Source organism: Allobosea sp. OAE752, assembly GCF_050433265.1.
Taxonomy (GTDB): Bacteria; Pseudomonadota; Alphaproteobacteria; order Rhizobiales; family Beijerinckiaceae; genus Allobosea; species Allobosea spartocytisi.
This window is the reverse complement of the sequence record NZ_JBNPXO010000008.1, coordinates 222,476-237,427: the sequence shown is the minus strand read 5'-3', so window position 1 is coordinate 237,427 and position 14,952 is coordinate 222,476. Positions and strand designations below refer to the sequence as shown.

General features: G+C 66.4%; 15 protein-coding genes and 1 tRNA gene. 7 read left to right on the top strand and 9 right to left on the bottom strand.

All coding sequences use genetic code 11. The features are described 5' to 3' along the window. Positions 1 to 68: 68 nt before the first annotated feature. Complete coding sequence (locus GGC47_RS20595) at positions 69 to 1,046, bottom strand: alpha/beta fold hydrolase (RefSeq protein ID WP_142020721.1); 978 nt, start codon at positions 1,044 to 1,046, stop codon at positions 69 to 71. A 174-nt stretch (positions 1,047 to 1,220) separates the two neighbouring features. On the opposite strand from GGC47_RS20595, the gene GGC47_RS20590 reads away from it, so the two are divergent. Continuing rightward, the gene (locus tag GGC47_RS20590; protein ID WP_142020720.1) at positions 1,221 to 1,643 is read left to right on the top strand and encodes an RrF2 family transcriptional regulator; all 423 of its coding nucleotides are present in this window, start codon (positions 1,221 to 1,223) and stop codon (positions 1,641 to 1,643) included. Between the two features lie 47 nt (positions 1,644 to 1,690). Here GGC47_RS20590 and GGC47_RS20585 read toward each other — a convergent pair whose 3' ends face one another. Continuing rightward, positions 1,691 to 3,856, bottom strand: a complete 2,166-nt coding sequence (locus tag GGC47_RS20585; protein WP_142020719.1) for a GumC family protein — start codon at positions 3,854 to 3,856, stop codon at positions 1,691 to 1,693. 212 nt (positions 3,857 to 4,068) lie between these two features. Further along, positions 4,069 to 4,542, bottom strand: a complete 474-nt coding sequence (locus GGC47_RS20580; RefSeq protein ID WP_429068654.1) for a DUF3617 domain-containing protein — start codon at positions 4,540 to 4,542, stop codon at positions 4,069 to 4,071. Between the two features lie 212 nt (positions 4,543 to 4,754). On the opposite strand from GGC47_RS20580, the gene GGC47_RS20575 reads away from it, so the two are divergent. Together GGC47_RS20575 and GGC47_RS20570 are read left to right on the top strand one after the other, a co-directional pair. After that, positions 4,755 to 5,315 (top strand): polysaccharide biosynthesis/export family protein, encoded by a 561-nt coding sequence (locus GGC47_RS20575; protein WP_038368262.1) that lies wholly within the window; start codon positions 4,755 to 4,757, stop codon positions 5,313 to 5,315. Between the two features lie 20 nt (positions 5,316 to 5,335). Next, on the top strand, positions 5,336 to 6,526 hold the full coding sequence (locus GGC47_RS20570) for a glycosyltransferase (RefSeq protein ID WP_142020717.1): 1,191 nt from the start codon (positions 5,336 to 5,338) through the stop codon (positions 6,524 to 6,526). Positions 6,527 to 6,637: 111 nt separating this feature from the next. Here the strand turns inward: GGC47_RS20570 and mdtI are convergent, their stop codons facing one another. Together mdtI and GGC47_RS20560 are read right to left on the bottom strand one after the other, a co-directional pair. Continuing rightward, positions 6,638 to 6,973, bottom strand: a complete 336-nt coding sequence (mdtI, locus tag GGC47_RS20565) for a multidrug/spermidine efflux SMR transporter subunit MdtI (RefSeq protein ID WP_370954131.1) — start codon at positions 6,971 to 6,973, stop codon at positions 6,638 to 6,640. Continuing rightward, positions 6,970 to 7,341, bottom strand: a complete 372-nt coding sequence (locus tag GGC47_RS20560; RefSeq protein WP_142020716.1) for a DMT family transporter — start codon at positions 7,339 to 7,341, stop codon at positions 6,970 to 6,972. Before GGC47_RS20560 ends, mdtI begins: the two co-directional genes overlap by 4 nt. A 640-nt stretch (positions 7,342 to 7,981) precedes the next feature. Here GGC47_RS20560 and GGC47_RS20555 point away from each other — a divergent pair. Both GGC47_RS20555 and GGC47_RS20550 read left to right on the top strand, forming a co-directional pair. After that, complete coding sequence (locus GGC47_RS20555; protein WP_185747825.1) at positions 7,982 to 9,535, top strand: undecaprenyl-phosphate glucose phosphotransferase; 1,554 nt, start codon at positions 7,982 to 7,984, stop codon at positions 9,533 to 9,535. Continuing rightward, positions 9,532 to 10,791, top strand: coding sequence for an O-antigen ligase family protein (locus GGC47_RS20550; RefSeq protein ID WP_142020715.1), 1,260 nt, complete (start codon positions 9,532 to 9,534; stop codon positions 10,789 to 10,791). The genes GGC47_RS20555 and GGC47_RS20550 overlap by 4 nt, the downstream gene beginning before the upstream one ends. Here GGC47_RS20550 and GGC47_RS20545 read toward each other — a convergent pair. Both GGC47_RS20545 and GGC47_RS20540 read right to left on the bottom strand, forming a co-directional pair. Next, positions 10,761 to 11,585: a class I SAM-dependent methyltransferase gene (locus GGC47_RS20545; protein ID WP_142020714.1), complete on the bottom strand. Its 825-nt coding sequence runs from the start codon at positions 11,583 to 11,585 to the stop codon at positions 10,761 to 10,763. The genes GGC47_RS20550 and GGC47_RS20545 overlap by 31 nt on opposite strands. Before the next feature lie 180 nt (positions 11,586 to 11,765). Then, positions 11,766 to 11,843, bottom strand: a tRNA-Pro gene (locus GGC47_RS20540). 171 nt (positions 11,844 to 12,014) lie between these two features. Here GGC47_RS20540 and GGC47_RS20535 point away from each other — a divergent pair. Beyond that, on the top strand, positions 12,015 to 12,611 hold the full coding sequence (locus GGC47_RS20535) for a hypothetical protein (protein ID WP_142020713.1): 597 nt from the start codon (positions 12,015 to 12,017) through the stop codon (positions 12,609 to 12,611). Between the two features lie 28 nt (positions 12,612 to 12,639). Here GGC47_RS20535 and GGC47_RS20530 read toward each other — a convergent pair whose 3' ends face one another. Together GGC47_RS20530 and GGC47_RS20525 are read right to left on the bottom strand one after the other, a co-directional pair. Then, entirely contained in the window at positions 12,640 to 13,263 is a 624-nt protein-coding gene (locus GGC47_RS20530; RefSeq protein WP_038368265.1) for an alpha/beta hydrolase, read from the bottom strand. Between the two features lie 77 nt (positions 13,264 to 13,340). Next, on the bottom strand, positions 13,341 to 14,273 hold the full coding sequence (locus GGC47_RS20525; protein ID WP_142020712.1) for a ring-cleaving dioxygenase: 933 nt from the start codon (positions 14,271 to 14,273) through the stop codon (positions 13,341 to 13,343). A gap of 233 nt (positions 14,274 to 14,506) precedes the next feature. Here GGC47_RS20525 and GGC47_RS20520 point away from each other — a divergent pair, with 233 nt between their 5' ends. Continuing rightward, positions 14,507 to 14,932 (top strand): DoxX family protein, encoded by a 426-nt coding sequence (locus GGC47_RS20520; RefSeq protein WP_038368269.1) that lies wholly within the window; start codon positions 14,507 to 14,509, stop codon positions 14,930 to 14,932. Positions 14,933 to 14,952 lie beyond the last annotated feature (20 nt).

The following is a 14,952-nucleotide window of genomic DNA, read 5'->3' as shown; positions in this document are numbered from 1 at the left end:
ACTTCAAAGGTTTCAGCTATCTCGTAGCCGCGACGCTCCGGCTCGAATGAATGTGGATTGGTACTGGATCACCCGGCAATCTCCCTCAAAAACCCAAGCACCAGCTCCGTCACCGCTTCCGGCCTTTCCTGCTGCAGCCAGTGGCCGGCGCCGGGGATGGTGTGGGAGCCGCGCAGGCCGGGGACCAGATGCGGCATGGCGGCGATGATCTCGGGCATGCCGGGAATGGCGAGGCCGGTGTCGCGCTCGCCGATGGCAAACAGGGCGGGGACGGTGACGGTCTGGCCGGCATTGGCCTGCTGGAGCTCGTAGTTGCGGTCGAGATTGCGATAGTAGTTCAGGGCCGGGCCGAAGCCGGTCGCGGTGAAGGCCTGGGCGAGACGGTTGAAATCTGCGGGCGGCAGCCAGGCGGGAAGCGCTTCGGGATCGGGCAGGTCGGCCAGCAGGCCGCGGTTGCGGCTCACCATGCCGAAGGGGTTGGGCGTGCCGTCGCCGGGCCGGCGCGGTCCGGCTTCGCCGCTGGCGGCATGGATCAGCTTGCGCAGCGCCTGGCCGACATCGCGGCTGAACTCTTTCTCTGCGCCCTGCGGATCCTGGAAATAAAGCGTGTAGAACAGCGCTTCGCCATTCTGCGGAAAGAGCTTTGACGGCGGTATCGGCGGCAGGCCCATCATCGGCACGCTCAGCGCCACCACTGCGCGGAATCGGTCCGGGCGCATCAGGGCCGCCTGCCAGGCGATCGTAGCGCCCCAGTCGTGACCGATGATGACCGCCTGCTTCTCACCGATCGCATCGAGAAGCGCCACGAGATCGCCGACGGCATGGACGACGGTGTAGTGATCCGCCCCCTCGGGTGCTGCAGTGCCGCCATACCCGCGCATATCCGGAGCGACGGCGCGGTAACCGGCGGCCGCAAGGGCGCCGATCTGGTGGCGCCACGCATGCTTGGTCTCGGGAAAGCCATGACACATCAGCACCAGCGGGCCGCTGCCGGCATCGAGGATGCTCATCTCGAGCGTGCGGGTTGCGATGGTTTTTTCTTGCATGTTGGGCTCCCGGCCGGAGCCGTGAAGAATGGGTGTCGAGACGAGCAAGGCCGTCGAGGCGGTCAGAAACCGGCGTCGCGGCAGGCTTGCTCCTTTCAGTGCGTAACAATTCCTGTTACGCAAAAGCCGCGATGTCAATATCGCGTAACATCAATAGTTGCGGAAAGACTTGCGATGAAGACCGACGGCCGTCTGGCGCGGATGCTGCATGTGCTGGTGCATATGGGTTTGCTCGGCGGCAAGGAGACCTCGGAGCGGATCGCGCAGATGCTGAACACCAATCCCGTCGTTGTCCGCCGCACGCTGGGGGCGCTGCGCGACGCCGGCATCGTTGAGAGCGAAGGCGGGCGCGGCGGCGGCTGGAAACTGATCAGGACGCTCGACGAAATCACCGTGCTTGCCGTGCAGCGAGCGCTCAACGAGGGCCCCGTGCTCGCAGCCCCGGTCTCCCGCGACCATCCGTCCTGCCCGGTCGAGCGCGCCTCGAACTCCGTGCTGGAGGCAGCCCATGCGGCCGCCGAGACAGCGCTTCTGAAGAAATACGCGGCAACGACGCTGGCCGATATTGCCGGCATAGCGCTGGCCACCGGCAATTAGCGGCACCTATCCTTCATCCGGCTCGACCGAGCCTGATGAAGGATAGATTAAGCCTCGACCGGCTCTTCCTCGTCCTGCCGCATGCGCGCCATCGGAACCTCGTGCTCGGCATCGAGCACGAGCGAAACCGGCGCCTTGGTCAATTCGCTGAGGCGATAGGCCACTTCGAGCGCGTGGCCGTTGCTGGCCTTTCCGCTCATCACGAGGCCACCCTGCGCCCGGCGCGCGACCGGCTCCAGCATCGAAGCCTCATCGTTGGAAGCGGCGGCGACCAGGACCCAGTCATAGGTCTCGCAGAGCGCGTCGAGCGCGACATCGACCAGATCGGCGGCGGCGAAGACCGCCTCGCGTCCCGCCCGGCCCGGGCCGATGCTGTGCAGGCGCGAGCCCGTCGCCCGCATGATGATGTCGGAAAACAGCGCCTCCCCGGCCAGCAGCTCCGAGAAACCCGGTTCGCCATGGTCGTGGTCGCTGGTGAGATCGACGAGGATGCAGCGGCAGCGCTGCGCCAGCAATTCGGCGAGATCATGCGGCTTGGCGGCGCCCTCGGCACCAGCGTCCAGCACCAGCATGACCGGCGCCAGGCCGCGCTGCGGCTCCTCGGTGCGTTCCGCCATCGCGGCCAGCGTTTCCTCCGGGCGGTCGAGGTCGAGCCTGATATGGCCGAGGCGGCCGGCATGGGTCAGCAGGCCCGCGACCGAATCGCGACGCGGCGTTTCGGGCGTCGGATTCTCCGACTTCGCCGCGGCCTCCTCATCAGCGACCGAGACCCAGCGCGGGCCGCGCGGCTGCGGCAGCGGGCGGGCCTGCCCGTTCAGGAGCTCCCGCGTCACGATGGTCGCCAGCGCGATCAGGAAGGTCGCAAGCGTCGAGACGAGGACGATCGGCAGCTTCTTCGGGAAGGACGGATCGATCGGCTCGACGGCGCGCGAGATGATGCGCGCATCGGCCGGGGTGGCATTCAGCGTGTCGCGCGCCACGGCCTCCCGATAGCGCTGCATATACTGCTCGAGCTGCTCGCGCAGGGTGCGGGCGTCGAGTTCGAGCGCGCGCAACTGCACCTCGCTGTCGTTGGAGGTGGCGACGTTCTTCTTCTGGCCGTCGAGCGCGGCCTGGAAGCTTTCGACGCGCTGGCCGGTGATCTTGGCCTCGTTCTCCAGCGTGCGGACGGCCCGCTCCGCGGCGCCGCGCAACTGGCCTTCGAGATCGGCGAGCTGGGCGTTCAGCTCCTTGATACGGGGATGGCCGGGCAGGAGGCTGCGCGATTCCGCCGCGATCTGGGCACGGAGATTGACGCGCTGCTCGATCAGCCGGCGGACGAGTTCGTTGTTGGCCACCTCCGGAATCTCGAAGGTGCGGCCCTGCTTGATCGCATCGCGGATCATCCCCGCCTTGGCCTGCGCCTCGGCCTGCTGGCTGCGCGCCGCGGAGAGCTGCGTCGAGAGATCGGCGAGTTGCTGCGCGTTGATGCTGGTGTTGTTGGGGCCGGCGAAGAGGCCGTGCTGGGCGCGGAACGTCTCGACCTTGGCGTCGGCCTCGGCCACGCGCTTGCGCAGCGGCTCGATGGTGGTCGAGAGCCAGGCTGAGGCGCTGCGCGCATTGTCCTGCTTCGCCGCCTCCTGGAACTCCAGATAGGTCTCGGCGATGGTGTTGGCGGCCTTGGCGGCGAGCGCCCGGTCCTGCGAAGTGAACTCGATCGCGACGATGCGCGAGCGCGCCACCGGATAGACCAGGAGCCGGTCGTAGTACTTCTCGAGAACGCGCTCTTCGGGGGAGCGGTCGGCCGGGTGGGCGCCGAGGCCCATCATCACCGCGACCTTGCGCAGGGCTCCAAGCGCGCCCGCACCGGAATCGAATTCGGGATTGCCGACGAGGCCGATGCGCTTGATCGCCTCCCGCGCCAGGTCGCGTGACATCATGATCTGCACCTGGCTCTGCACGGCCTCGGCGTCGAACTGGCCGGCGGTATCCTGAGCCGACTGGCCGGGCAATGCGTAGAAACCGCTGCGGCTTTCCAGCAGCAGGCGCACCTCGCCGGTGTAGCGGGGCGTTACGACATTCACCGCGAAGAAGGACAGGCCGAGCGCCGCCAGCGTAGGCACGACGACCCAGGCTCTCCGGCGCTTGATCGCCGCCCAGAGCGCCGCGAGGTCGAGCATGTCGCCCCGGCCTTCGCCGTTGCCTCGCGCTTCAGTCCCAGCTTCAGCGGTCATGATCCACCCATGTGACGCAGAACTCTCGCATCCCGGGAAGGACGCCGCGTCATTCAAGGCTCAGTAAGGTTAGTGCCAGGTAAATGCCGGAGCCTCCAACCTCCGAAATCGTCGATTTTCATCTCCTCCACGCCTCCAGACACAAAAGCCCGGCCTCTCGGCCGGGCTTCACGTCGACGTCCGGATTGTGCTCCGGGCCCTGTCGGCAACTCTTATGGCTTGGGCGCCTGAGGCATCGAGATGACCTTGCCGTCCGGCATGATGATGTCGCCCGGCTTCTGCCCCGGACCACAATCGCCGAGACGCTTGGCCTCGACCACCAGCTTGCGCTCCACCGGACCGGATTGGCCGGGCATGCCGGAGATCTTCGTCGTCCCCTCGGTTCGCAGCGAAGTTTCGAAATCGCCGGTGATGACGCTGCTGCCAGAGGCCTTGACCGGCCCCATGGAGCACTCCGTCTCCACCGCGTAGCCGGTCGCCGTCTTGGTCACCAGCATCTTGGAACAGGCGCCCGCCGTCATGCCGCCAATGGCGGATTGGTCAGTGCCGGGGCCGACGCACTGCTTGGCCACCGCTTCTCCCTGCTCCCCGGTCGATTTGGTCTCCCAGAGGCCAGGCTTGCGCTGCGGGAGATCCTCGGCAAAAGCCGGGACGGATGACAGGATCGCGATCGCGGCGAGCACCACAGATTTCATTTCCGGTCTCCTCGCGAGAATCGTTCGGGTCGAGCCTCAGACAAGGCCGGCGGGGAGGCCAGAATAAGGCGACCTACCTTGAATGGCTCAGCGGAATACGCCCTCCAGCGCCACCCGGAAGACCAGCGGGAAGACCGGAAGGAAGCCTTTGTTAACCATGTCGGGGCTAATGCTCTGCGCGAATTCCGCACGGATAGCCATCGATGAGTCGACGCCTCGCCTCTCTCGCCCTGGCCGCCGCCATGACGGTGGGCGCCTGCGCGCCCCGGTATCAGGCGACGGACTACGCACTCGCCCAGCCAGAGGGCCCCTATCAGCTCGCCAGCGGCGACAAGCTGCGCATCATCGTCTTCGGCCAGGACAATCTCTCGAACATCTATGCCGTCGACGGCTCGGGCAAGATCTCGATGCCCCTGGTCAACACGATCGTGGCCCAGGGCCGCTCCACCCAGCAACTGGCGCGCGAGATCGAGGCGAAGCTGCGCGGCGGCTATCTGCGCGAGCCCAAGGTCTCGGTCGAGGTCGATACCTACCGCCCGTTCTTCGTGCTGGGCGAGGTGACGAATTCCGGCCAGTTCCCCTTCGTCAGCGGCATGACGGTGCAGACCGCCGTCGCCATCGCGGGCGGCTTCACCCCGCGCGGGCAGCGCAACTCGGCGGAGGTCACCCGGCAGATCGAGGGCCAGCTCGTCACCGCGACGGTGCCGATCACCTACCCGGTCCAGCCCGGCGACACGATCGTCATCAAGGAACGCTGGTTCTGACACCCCCGCCCGGCCCCGCCATGAGCGCCGCCGAAGGTGCGCCGCTCAGAATCCTCCATGTCTTTCGCGCACCGCTCGGCGGGCTCTTCCGGCATGTGCTCGACGTGGCGCGCGGACAGGCCGAGCGCGGCCATGAGGTGGGCATCTTCTGCGACGCCACCACAGGAGGGGCTCGCGCCGACGAGGTGTTCAGCGAGCTCGCTCAGACGCTGTCGCTCGGGATCACGCGCGTGCCGATGTCGCGCTATCCGAGCCGGACGGACGTCAAGGCGCAACTGGCGGAGATGGCCCTGCGCCGGCGCCTCGACCCCGATATCGTGCACTGTCACGGCTCGAAGGGCGGGGTCTATGGCCGTGTCCCGGCGCTGCTCTCGCCGGGCCGCCGCTATGCTACCGCCTATACGCCGCATGGCGGCAGCTTCAACTACAAGCCCGGCAGCACCGAGCATAAGGTCTACATGACGGTGGAGCGCCTGCTCGAGCGCGCGACCGACATGTTCCTGTTCGAGAGCCGCTTCATCGCCGGACGCTTCGAGGCCCATGTCGGGCATCAGCCCAGGACGGAGCACCGCATCGTGCTCAACGGCATCTCCGAAGCCGAGTTCGAGCCGATCAGCCACAGCGCGGCGAGTTTCGACCTGCTCTATCTGGGCGAGTTGCGCTCGGCCAAGGGCGTCGACACGCTGATCGACGCGCTCGCATTGCTGCGCCGGCGCGACGGGCTCGTCCCGCGCATCCTCATCGTCGGCTCGGGGCCGGACGAGGCCGAGCTCAAGGGCATGACGGTTTCGCGCGGCATCGCCGATCAATGCGTCTTCGAGCCGCCAGGGCCGATCCGCAAGGCGCTGGCGCGGGCGCGGGCGATGGTCATCCCGTCGCGCGCGGAATCGCTGCCCTATGTCATCCTCGAGGCGGCCGCGGCAGCGCAGCCGCTGATCTCGACCGATGTCGGCGGCATCAATGAAATCTACGGGCCTCGCCACCGGCACCGCCTGATCAAGGCGAACGACCCCGCGATCCTCGCCGACGCCATAAGCGCCATGCTGGCGCGGTCGGAAAGCGAGCGCCTCGCCGAGGCGGCCGATCTCGCCGCCCATGTCCGCCAGCATTTCCAGCTGGATGACATGGTCGACGGCGTCATCAGCGCCTATCGCGATGCGCTTCGGGCACGCCGCGGTGGCGTCGCCACCTTGGCCGCCAGAGCCGAATGACATCAGATGGAATCGCTTCGCGGTTCCATCTGATGTCTGAATCCGTCTCTTGCCGAAGGGTTAGAGCATGATGTCGCCCGAAAACCGGTTCCCACTTTTCGGCATCATGCTCTAGGTCAGTTTAAGAGCCACGACGCCGCCGACCACAAGCAGGATGCCGAGCCAGCCGGCCCGGTTGATCCGCTGGCCAAAGGCGAGCGCCCCGATGATCGCCGTCGCGACGAGGCCGGCCCCGCCCCAGACCGCATAGGCGACCGAGAGATCCATGCCCTTGATGGCCTGAGCAAGGGCGCCGAAGGCGCCCATGACGAGCAGCACTCCGCCAGCGCCCGGCAGGCGACGGGTCATCCCGTCCGAGAGCTTGAGCAGATAGGTGCCCGACAGCTCCAGGAGAACGGCGAAGAGAAGCCAGAGCAGGGGCGTGAATTGAACGACGGAGACATTCACACATGCCTCCCCTCGCTCGACAGACGCTTATCCTCTGCCCCGCCACCATGGCCGATGCCGGCTTCGATCAGGACGATGCCGACCAGGATCGCCGCCAGCGCGGCGAAGCGGCCAGCCGTCAGGTGCTCGCCGAAGAGGAGATGCCCCATCGCCGCGATGCCGACGATGCCGAGCCCCTCCCAGACCGCATAGGCGACGGCCATGGGAATGACGCGCAAGGCGATGCTGAGCAGCGCGAAGGACAACCCGATCAACAGCAGCGGCAGGACGCCGACGAGCCAGGGGGCGGAGACGACCGACTTCAGCGCGGCCGTCGCGACGATCTCGACGGCGATGGCCGCGAGCAGAATCAACCAATGAAAAGACATGTTGCACACGGGCGAAGCCGCGCCACACGGCACAATTGCGCCGCAAAGACAGCCAAGCAATCGTTAGAGATTTAAATCGAGAGTTCCGACGAAATGGAATTGCTGGAGCACCGCTCCGGCAAACTGCACCGCGGAAGGAGCAACGCCACAGGCGCCAGGCTCGTCACGCGAAATATGTGCTTCTCAGACACTCATCGCCGATAGATATGCCTGCGCAAAGACCTTCTGTCAACCGATAAACACTTCCGATTAAATAAGACACGCCAAATCGAACGAAAAAAGTATTGCGGTAAACTTCAGACAACCCCTTGAGGCGGCAGGGCTATTTCCGTTTCTTCACAAAGGCGGAAAACAGGCGGGGCGGCGTGCCCGCGCGACCCACGAATCGCATGGGAAAACGTTGCAAATCCGCCGAAACAGCGAATAGTCCGGTTAAGCGTTCCGAGAGCAATTTCGGCTAGAGCAGGATGTGAAAAAATCGAAACCGGTTTTTCGCGAAGATCCGGCTCCAGCTCTCTGGCGGGGCCGGCTTCGGATTTCCGACGGGATCATGGGACGATCCCGCCTGAAATCATCCGGCTCTGGACCACAGCCCGGGTCGCGGCGCGAGACGCCGCGATCGGGACGAGGAATGGACGTCATGGGGACTTTCGATGTCCGCGATATGATGAAGGCGGATGCGGCCGGATCGGCCGCTCCGGCATCCATGGGCAAAACCGAGGACGGGCAGACGCGCCGCTTCCACCCGCTCGCGGAGCGTATCGCGGCGCTGCCGGTCAAGCCCACGCTCTCGCCGGTGATGATCGAAGGGCTGGTGCGCCTGCTCGACGTGCTGGTCGTGCTCGCGGCCGGCGGGCTGATCTACTGGCTCTATGCGGCCGGCAAGGTGGACGATCCCCTCGCCTATCAGATCACGATCCCGGTGGTCGCCGTCGGTGCGCTCGCCACCTTCCAGGCCCTGCGGCTCTACCCGGTCGGCGCGCTGCGCCATTTTGCCGGCATGGTGGTCCGGCTCATCGGCGGCTGGACGATGCTGTTCCTGATCGCGCTGGCCGCGTTCTTCTTCCTTAAGGTCGGCAGCCAGGTCTCGCGCGGCTGGCTGATCGGCTTCTACCTCGCCGGCGGCGGCGCGCTCATCGCCGAGCGTTTCGCCGTCACCTCGGCGGTTCGCCGGCTGACGCGCTCCGGGCGCCTCGAACGGCGCACGGCCATCGTCGGCGGCGGCGAGGCCGGCGCGGAGCTGATCAAGGCTCTTGAGGCGCAGAAGGATACGGGGCTGCGCATCTGCGGCGTCTTCGACGACCGCAACGACGCGCGTTCGCCCGATCTCGTCGCCGGCTATCCGAAGCTCGGCACCATCGACGATCTCGTCGAGTTCGCGCGGCGCACCCGGCTCGACCTGGTGATCTTCACCCTGCCGATCTCGGCCGAGGCGCGGCTCCTGACGATGCTGCGCAAGCTCTGGATCCTGCCGATCGACATCCGGCTCTCGGCCCATATGTCGAAGCTGCGCTTCCGGCCCCGCTCCTATTCCTATCTCGGCGCCGTGCCGGTGCTCGACGTATTCGACCGGCCGATCGCGGACTGGGACATCGTCGTCAAATGGCTGTTCGACAAGTTCGTCGGCACGCTGGCGCTGATCGCGCTCTCTCCGGTGATGCTGGCGACCGCCATCGCGATCAAGCTCGACTCGAAGGGACCGGTGTTCTTCCGCCAGAAGCGCTACGGCTTCAACAACGAGATCGTCGAGGTGCTGAAGTTCCGCTCGCTGCGTCACGAGATGACCGACCACGCGGCGGCAAAGCAGGTCACCAAGGACGATCCACGCGTCACGCGCGTCGGCCGCTTCATCCGCAAGACTTCGATCGACGAACTGCCGCAACTGATCAATGTGGTGTTCAAGGGCGACCTTTCGCTCGTCGGCCCTCGGCCGCACGCGATCCATGCCAAGACGCTGAACCGCGCCTATGAGCAGGTGGTCGACGGCTATTTCGCCCGCCACAAGGTCAAGCCCGGCATCACCGGCTGGGCGCAGATCCATGGCTGGCGCGGCGAGACCGACACCGAGGACAAGATCCAGCGGCGCGTCGAGCACGATCTCTACTACATCGAGAACTGGTCGGTGCTGCTCGATCTCTACATCCTGGCGAAGACGCCGTTCTCGCTGCTCACCAAGAACGAGAACGCCTATTGAGCGCCACCGTGCAGCATTCGCAGGCTCAGGGCCGGCGCGCGGCGATCTCCTTCGCCGCGATCCAGCGCGGCGCGCTCTGGCTGCTGGCGGCTTCGGGCGGCCTCGTGCTGATCGAGCCCTCGCCCTATGAGCTGGTGTTCCTGCTCGTGCTCTTCGTGCTCGCGCTCACCGGCATCCGCTTCTCGCAGAAGCTGCTGCCGCTGGCCGTGCTGCTGCTGCTCTACAATATCGGCGGCGCCTTCTCGCTGATCCCCTGGATGGACGACCAGGCCTCAGTGCGCTTCACGGCCGTCTCGGCCTATCTGATGATCACCGCGATCGTGCTCGCCGCCGCGATGGCGCAGGACACGCTGCCGCGGCTCGAGGCGCTGCGGAAGGGCTATCTGCTCGCCGCCTGGTGCGCGGGGCTGGCAGCGATTCTCGGCTATTTCGACGTCGCCGGGCTCGGTGAGATCTTCACCCTCTACGGGCGCGCCTCCGGCACCTTCAAGGACCCGAACGTGCTCGGGCCGTTCCTCACCCTGGCGATCGTCTACGTGCTCCAGCGCATCCTGACCGGACAAACCGGCATCCTGCGCGGGCTCTTCGCACTCAGCGTGCCGCTGGCCGGGCTGTTCCTGACCTTCTCGCGCGGCGCCTGGGGCGTGCTCGTCGCCTCCGCGCTGATGATGACCGCGCTGAACTTCCTGATCGCGCCCGACGGCAAGGCCCGCGGCCGTATCGTGGCGATGTCGCTGGCGGCGCTCGTCGCCATGATCCTGGCGCTTCTGGTCGCCTTGTCCTTCGAGAATATCCGCGCCGTCTTCGAGGTCCGCGCGAACCTCGACCAGGATTACGACCAGGGCGTCACCGGCCGCTTCGGCAACCAGATCCGCTCGATCCCGATGCTGCTCGAGGCCCCGAACGGCTTCGGGCCGCTGCGCTTCCGCTGGCTCTTCAACCAGGCCGACCCGCACAACGTCTACATCAACGCCTTCGCCTCCTATGGCTGGCTCGGCGGCATCGCCTGGCTCGCACTGATGGCGGCGACGATCTATGTCGGCTGGCGGCTCGTCTTCCGGCGCGCGGCCTGGCAGAACCACGCGATCGTGCTGTGGTCGGTGCTGTTCGTGCTCATCCTGCAAGGGCTGCAGATCGACACCGACCACTGGCGGCATCTCTATCTCATGCTCGGGCTGGTCTGGGGCCTCAGCGCCTTGCCCGATCCGAACGCCGCGGGAGCGCCTCAGCCGCGCTCCTTGCGAACCACGACATAGGCGTAGGTGGTCACGAGGCTCCAGCCGGTCTTCGCCGCCAGCGCGTTGAAGCCATGGTCGAGTTGCTTCAGCCCCGGCATCCGGTCGAAATAGCCATGCCCCCAGAAGGGCTGGATATGGATGTCGCGGAAGCCGGCCCGCTTCAGCATCGGCGTCAATATCCGCGGATTGCCGCGGCACCAGTCGTAGAGCGCCGGGAATTTCGGATCGCTGCCGCCGTCGCGGCGCGCCGGGAACAGCGCATGGACGATCGCGCGCGAGGCTTTCTCCGGCAGTACATGGTTCAGCGCGAAGACCGGCGCCCAGAGCGTCGGGAAGAAGGCAAGCGCCACGCCGCCGGGCGCCAGCAGCGCATGGACGTTGCGCCAGGCCTGCTCGACGCCGTCGATATGCTCGAAGACCATGCGCGAGATCATCATGTCGTAACCGCCGGGCGCGACATCCGGCTCGGAGAGGTCGCCGGCAATGTCGAAACGGGCCGTCTTCAGGCCGGCGGGGGTCAATGCCAGTTCGCCGGCGTCGATGTCGTTGACGATCAGGTCGATCCCACGCTCGGTCGCCTGCCCGGCGGTGAACAGCGGATCGCGCCCGCCGCCGATCTCACAGACGCTGCGCAGCCCATAGGTGCGCGCGAGCGTGAGGATGGTTGATTCGTAGTTGTCCCAGGCCCAGGCGGAGTGCCAGTCCGGGCGGATCTCCCCGAACAGCCGGGCAAGCGACCGGCCCGTCTGCTCATCGGCGGCAGAGGACGCGTTCACGGATGCACGCGGCGCGGCCGCAGGCGCGAGAGACATGGCTTTCCGAACTCCGACACCTGATCCATCTCCCCTGCGCACAGTGACGCCGGGTGGATCTCCTCGCAATCATCGTATCGGGCGAGGGTAAATGTTTCGCAGCTGCGATCGCTGCGACAACCCTGAAGCCGCGGTGAGCCCTTCGGGGCAAGGCTCACATGGTGTCTTCAGGAATTTGAATGGTCGGAGCGAGAGGATTCGAACCTCCGACCCCTTGTCCCCCAGACAAGTGCGCTAACCGGGCTGCGCTACGCTCCGACGGACCGGCTTATAGTGGTGGGCCGAACCGGATGCAATCCGCTTTGGAGCCCTGATGACAACATCCACGTCGATGTTCGCACGGGCCTCGCCACAATGCTGCCATAGTCGATGTTGCCCGCAGTCCGATTGCAACCTCTAGCTGCGCTCTCCACAGCTTAGAGACCTCCGATGATTCGCCTCCTTTCGCTTGCACTGATCGTCCTGTCGCTCGGCGGCTGCATCAGCGTTTCCAATACAATTCCAGCGGACGAGATCGCATCCTTCGGGTTGAAGTCGGTGCAGGTGGGCTACGACCAGAGCGCCGCCATCTGGTGGGGTGACGCAGAACGCGCCTATGCGGCCTCCAAGGGATTGCCGGCAATCCAGTCGGACGAACTCGGCAAGACCGAGGAAGGCCGTGCCTATGTGCGGGAAGCTGCGGCACGGAAGATCGCAACCGCATTGGAGAGGACGCTGAAGCCCGAGCTCTCCGGGTCGCGACCGGTCACGCTCCGGGTAACGATCAAAAACCTGATGATCAGCTCAGCCATTCAGCGGGTGCTGGTTGGCGGCGATCATCGCATTACGGCCCATGTCGATCTGATCGACGGCAAGAGTGGAAAGATCCTCCTTGCAGTGCCGGATCTCACGGTCAACGCGCTCGCCGGTCAGGGAATCGGTGGCGCGTTGCTCGACCAAGCCTTCATGCCTGATCCGATCGACCGCGTTTCCAGCAATTTCGCACAACGTTACGCCGACTGGCTCCTCCACAAGCAGCAATCCTAAAACTCGGGCGAGGAGCGCCGCCTCCAGATCAAACCCGCGCCAGCCAGTCTTTCAGCAGCCCGATATCCGCCTGGGTGAGTCCATGGCTCGCCGGCAAGCTGCGATGCTCCACGGTGGCACCGTCGGCCGCGAGCGTCTGCGCCAGCGCCTCGGCGCCGGCGGCAGGGACGATCGGGTCGAGCAGACCCGAGAGCAGGAGCACGGGCTTGCCCGCCAGGTCGACACGCAGCGGCTGCCTGAACGGCGGCATGGCGCGCAGCAGCGCCGCGCCGGCCAACGCCTCCGGCCGCAGCAGCAGGAGGCTCGCCGCGATGTTGGCGCCGTTCGAGAAGCCAAGCGCGATCGGCGCCGGCAAGCCGTAACGGGAGCGGGCCTCCTCGATGAAGTCGGCGAGTTCATGGGTGCGGCGGATCAGATCCGCCTCATCGAACACGCCTTCCGCCAGGCGGCGGAAGAAGCGCGGCGCGGCGCCTTCCAGCACCTTGCCGCGCGGCGAGAGCAGGCTCGCACCCGGCGCGACGGTGCGCCCGAGGGAAAGCAGGTCGCGCTCGTCGCCGCCGGTGCCGTGCAGCAGCAGGAGCGGCTTGCGGGCGGCGTCGCTGCCCGGCTCGAAGACGTGGATGAAGCCGGTATCGGCTGCGGTCGCGGTCATGAGGTCTCTCCCTTCAGGAAGCGGAGGAGCCGCCTCGCCCCCGCGAACGGCGAGCGAGGCGGCGGTGTTGGTCGCCGTCAGGCGAGCTCGGGCAGGACGGCTTCGATCTGCGCGCGATGCGCCTCGAGGCCGGCCGGCAGCTTGAGCGAGCGGCCGAGCTCGGCGGCCGGCTCGTCCACGGCGAAGCCGGGGATGTCGGTCGCGATCTCGAACAGGACATGGCCGGGCTCGCGGAAATAGACCGAGCGGAAATAGTTCCGATCGCGCTGTTCCGTGGGGCTGATGCCATGGTTCTGGACAAGACGGCGCGCCATCTCCTGCTGCGCGGCGTCATCGGCCGCCCGGAAGGCGATATGGTGGACCGAGCCCGTGCCCTGCCGGGCCGGCAGGAAGCCGCCGGCGACGCGCAGGTCGATGACGCCGCCGATCTGCGTGCCCTTCACCGCATAGCGGATCAGCGTGTCCTCGCGGGCGGCCTCGGCGAAGCCGAAGACGTCGGTGAGGATCGCCGCCGTCGGCGCCGCATCGGCCAGGAGCAGGCTGACGCTGTGGAAGCCACGGATCGCGTTCTCCGGGCCGATGCCGCCATCCGTCCAATAGGGCTCGGCCTCGACGCCGGCCAGGCCGACGAGCGCAAGCCGCATCCCGTCCGGATCGCGGAAGCTCAGCACGGTTTCGCCGAAGCGCTTCAGCGGCGCCTCATGCGGCACGCCCTGCTCGACGAAGCGGTGCGCCCAGAAGCCGATGGAGCCTTCCGGCACCCGGAACACGGTTTCCTGCGTCTCGCCGACGCCGAGACGGCCCGGCGCCGCATGCTCCCAGGGGAAGAAGGTCAGGATCGAGCCCGGCGCCGCGTCGGCATCGCCGAAATAGAGGTGATAGGTGCCGGGATCGTCGAAATTGACGGTCTTCTTGACCAGGCGCAGGCCGAGCACGCGGCTGTAGAAATCGAGATTGCGGCGGGCGGGGCCAGAGATAGCAGTGACGTGGTGAAGCCCATTGATCTGCATGATGACGGTCCTCCGTTCCAAAGGCGTTTCAGGAGAGCGCCGCCCGCCAAAGGGCCGGTTCGGCGTCGCTGTTGGCCGAGAGATTGGCAGCATCGGCCCGGAATGCCAGAGGCAGATCATTGCTTTGGTGCAATGTCATGAGATCGAAATCACAATTTGAATTGCTGCATGTCCCGGACGATTTTGGGTGGCGAACGATACCGCCCACCCCTCACCCAACCGGAGACACGACCATGACCGATACCCGCCTCGCTCCTTACGGCGCCCTCGCCTTGCGCATCGCGCTCGGCGCCATGTTCATCGCCCATGCCTATCTCAAGCTCGTCATCTTCACGCCGGCCGGCTTTGCAGGCTTCCTCGGGCAGGTCGGCCTGCCGGGCTTCCTCGCCTGGCCGATCATGCTGGCGGAGCTTCTCGGCGGCCTCGCCATTCTGCTCGGCTTCTACGGCCGCTATGTCTCGCTGCTGCTGATCCCGATCCTGCTCGGCGCGCTGATGGTCCATGCCCCGAATGGCTGGGTGTTCAATGTCCCGAACGGCGGCTGGGAATATCCGGCCTTCCTGGCGCTGACCGCCTTCGCCCATGCCCTGATCGGCGACGGTGCCTTCGCGGTGAAGCCGGCACCGTCGCTCCTCGATGCGAAGCCCGCCCTCGCCTGACGCTGCCTGACTTCAGCACC

What these genes read in the sequence shown, in the direction of transcription:
- GGC47_RS20525 (WP_142020712.1), bottom strand. Translation starts at nt 14,273, where the DNA reads ATGCAGATCAATGGGCTTCACCACGTCACTGCTATCTCTGGCCCCGCC.
- GGC47_RS20595 (WP_142020721.1), bottom strand. Translation starts at nt 1,046, where the DNA reads ATGCAAGAAAAAACCATCGCAACCCGCACGCTCGAGATGAGCATCCTC.
- GGC47_RS20570 (WP_142020717.1), top strand. Translation starts at nt 5,336, where the DNA reads ATGAGCGCCGCCGAAGGTGCGCCGCTCAGAATCCTCCATGTCTTTCGC.
- GGC47_RS20535 (WP_142020713.1), top strand. Translation starts at nt 12,015, where the DNA reads ATGATTCGCCTCCTTTCGCTTGCACTGATCGTCCTGTCGCTCGGCGGC.
- GGC47_RS20575 (WP_038368262.1), top strand. Translation starts at nt 4,755, where the DNA reads ATGAGTCGACGCCTCGCCTCTCTCGCCCTGGCCGCCGCCATGACGGTG.
- GGC47_RS20545 (WP_142020714.1), bottom strand. Translation starts at nt 11,585, where the DNA reads ATGTCTCTCGCGCCTGCGGCCGCGCCGCGTGCATCCGTGAACGCGTCC.
- GGC47_RS20555 (WP_185747825.1), top strand. Translation starts at nt 7,982, where the DNA reads ATGGGGACTTTCGATGTCCGCGATATGATGAAGGCGGATGCGGCCGGA.
- GGC47_RS20520 (WP_038368269.1), top strand. Translation starts at nt 14,507, where the DNA reads ATGACCGATACCCGCCTCGCTCCTTACGGCGCCCTCGCCTTGCGCATC.
- GGC47_RS20590 (WP_142020720.1), top strand. Translation starts at nt 1,221, where the DNA reads ATGAAGACCGACGGCCGTCTGGCGCGGATGCTGCATGTGCTGGTGCAT.
- GGC47_RS20585 (WP_142020719.1), bottom strand. Translation starts at nt 3,856, where the DNA reads ATGACCGCTGAAGCTGGGACTGAAGCGCGAGGCAACGGCGAAGGCCGG.
- GGC47_RS20560 (WP_142020716.1), bottom strand. Translation starts at nt 7,341, where the DNA reads ATGTCTTTTCATTGGTTGATTCTGCTCGCGGCCATCGCCGTCGAGATC.
- GGC47_RS20530 (WP_038368265.1), bottom strand. Translation starts at nt 13,263, where the DNA reads ATGACCGCGACCGCAGCCGATACCGGCTTCATCCACGTCTTCGAGCCG.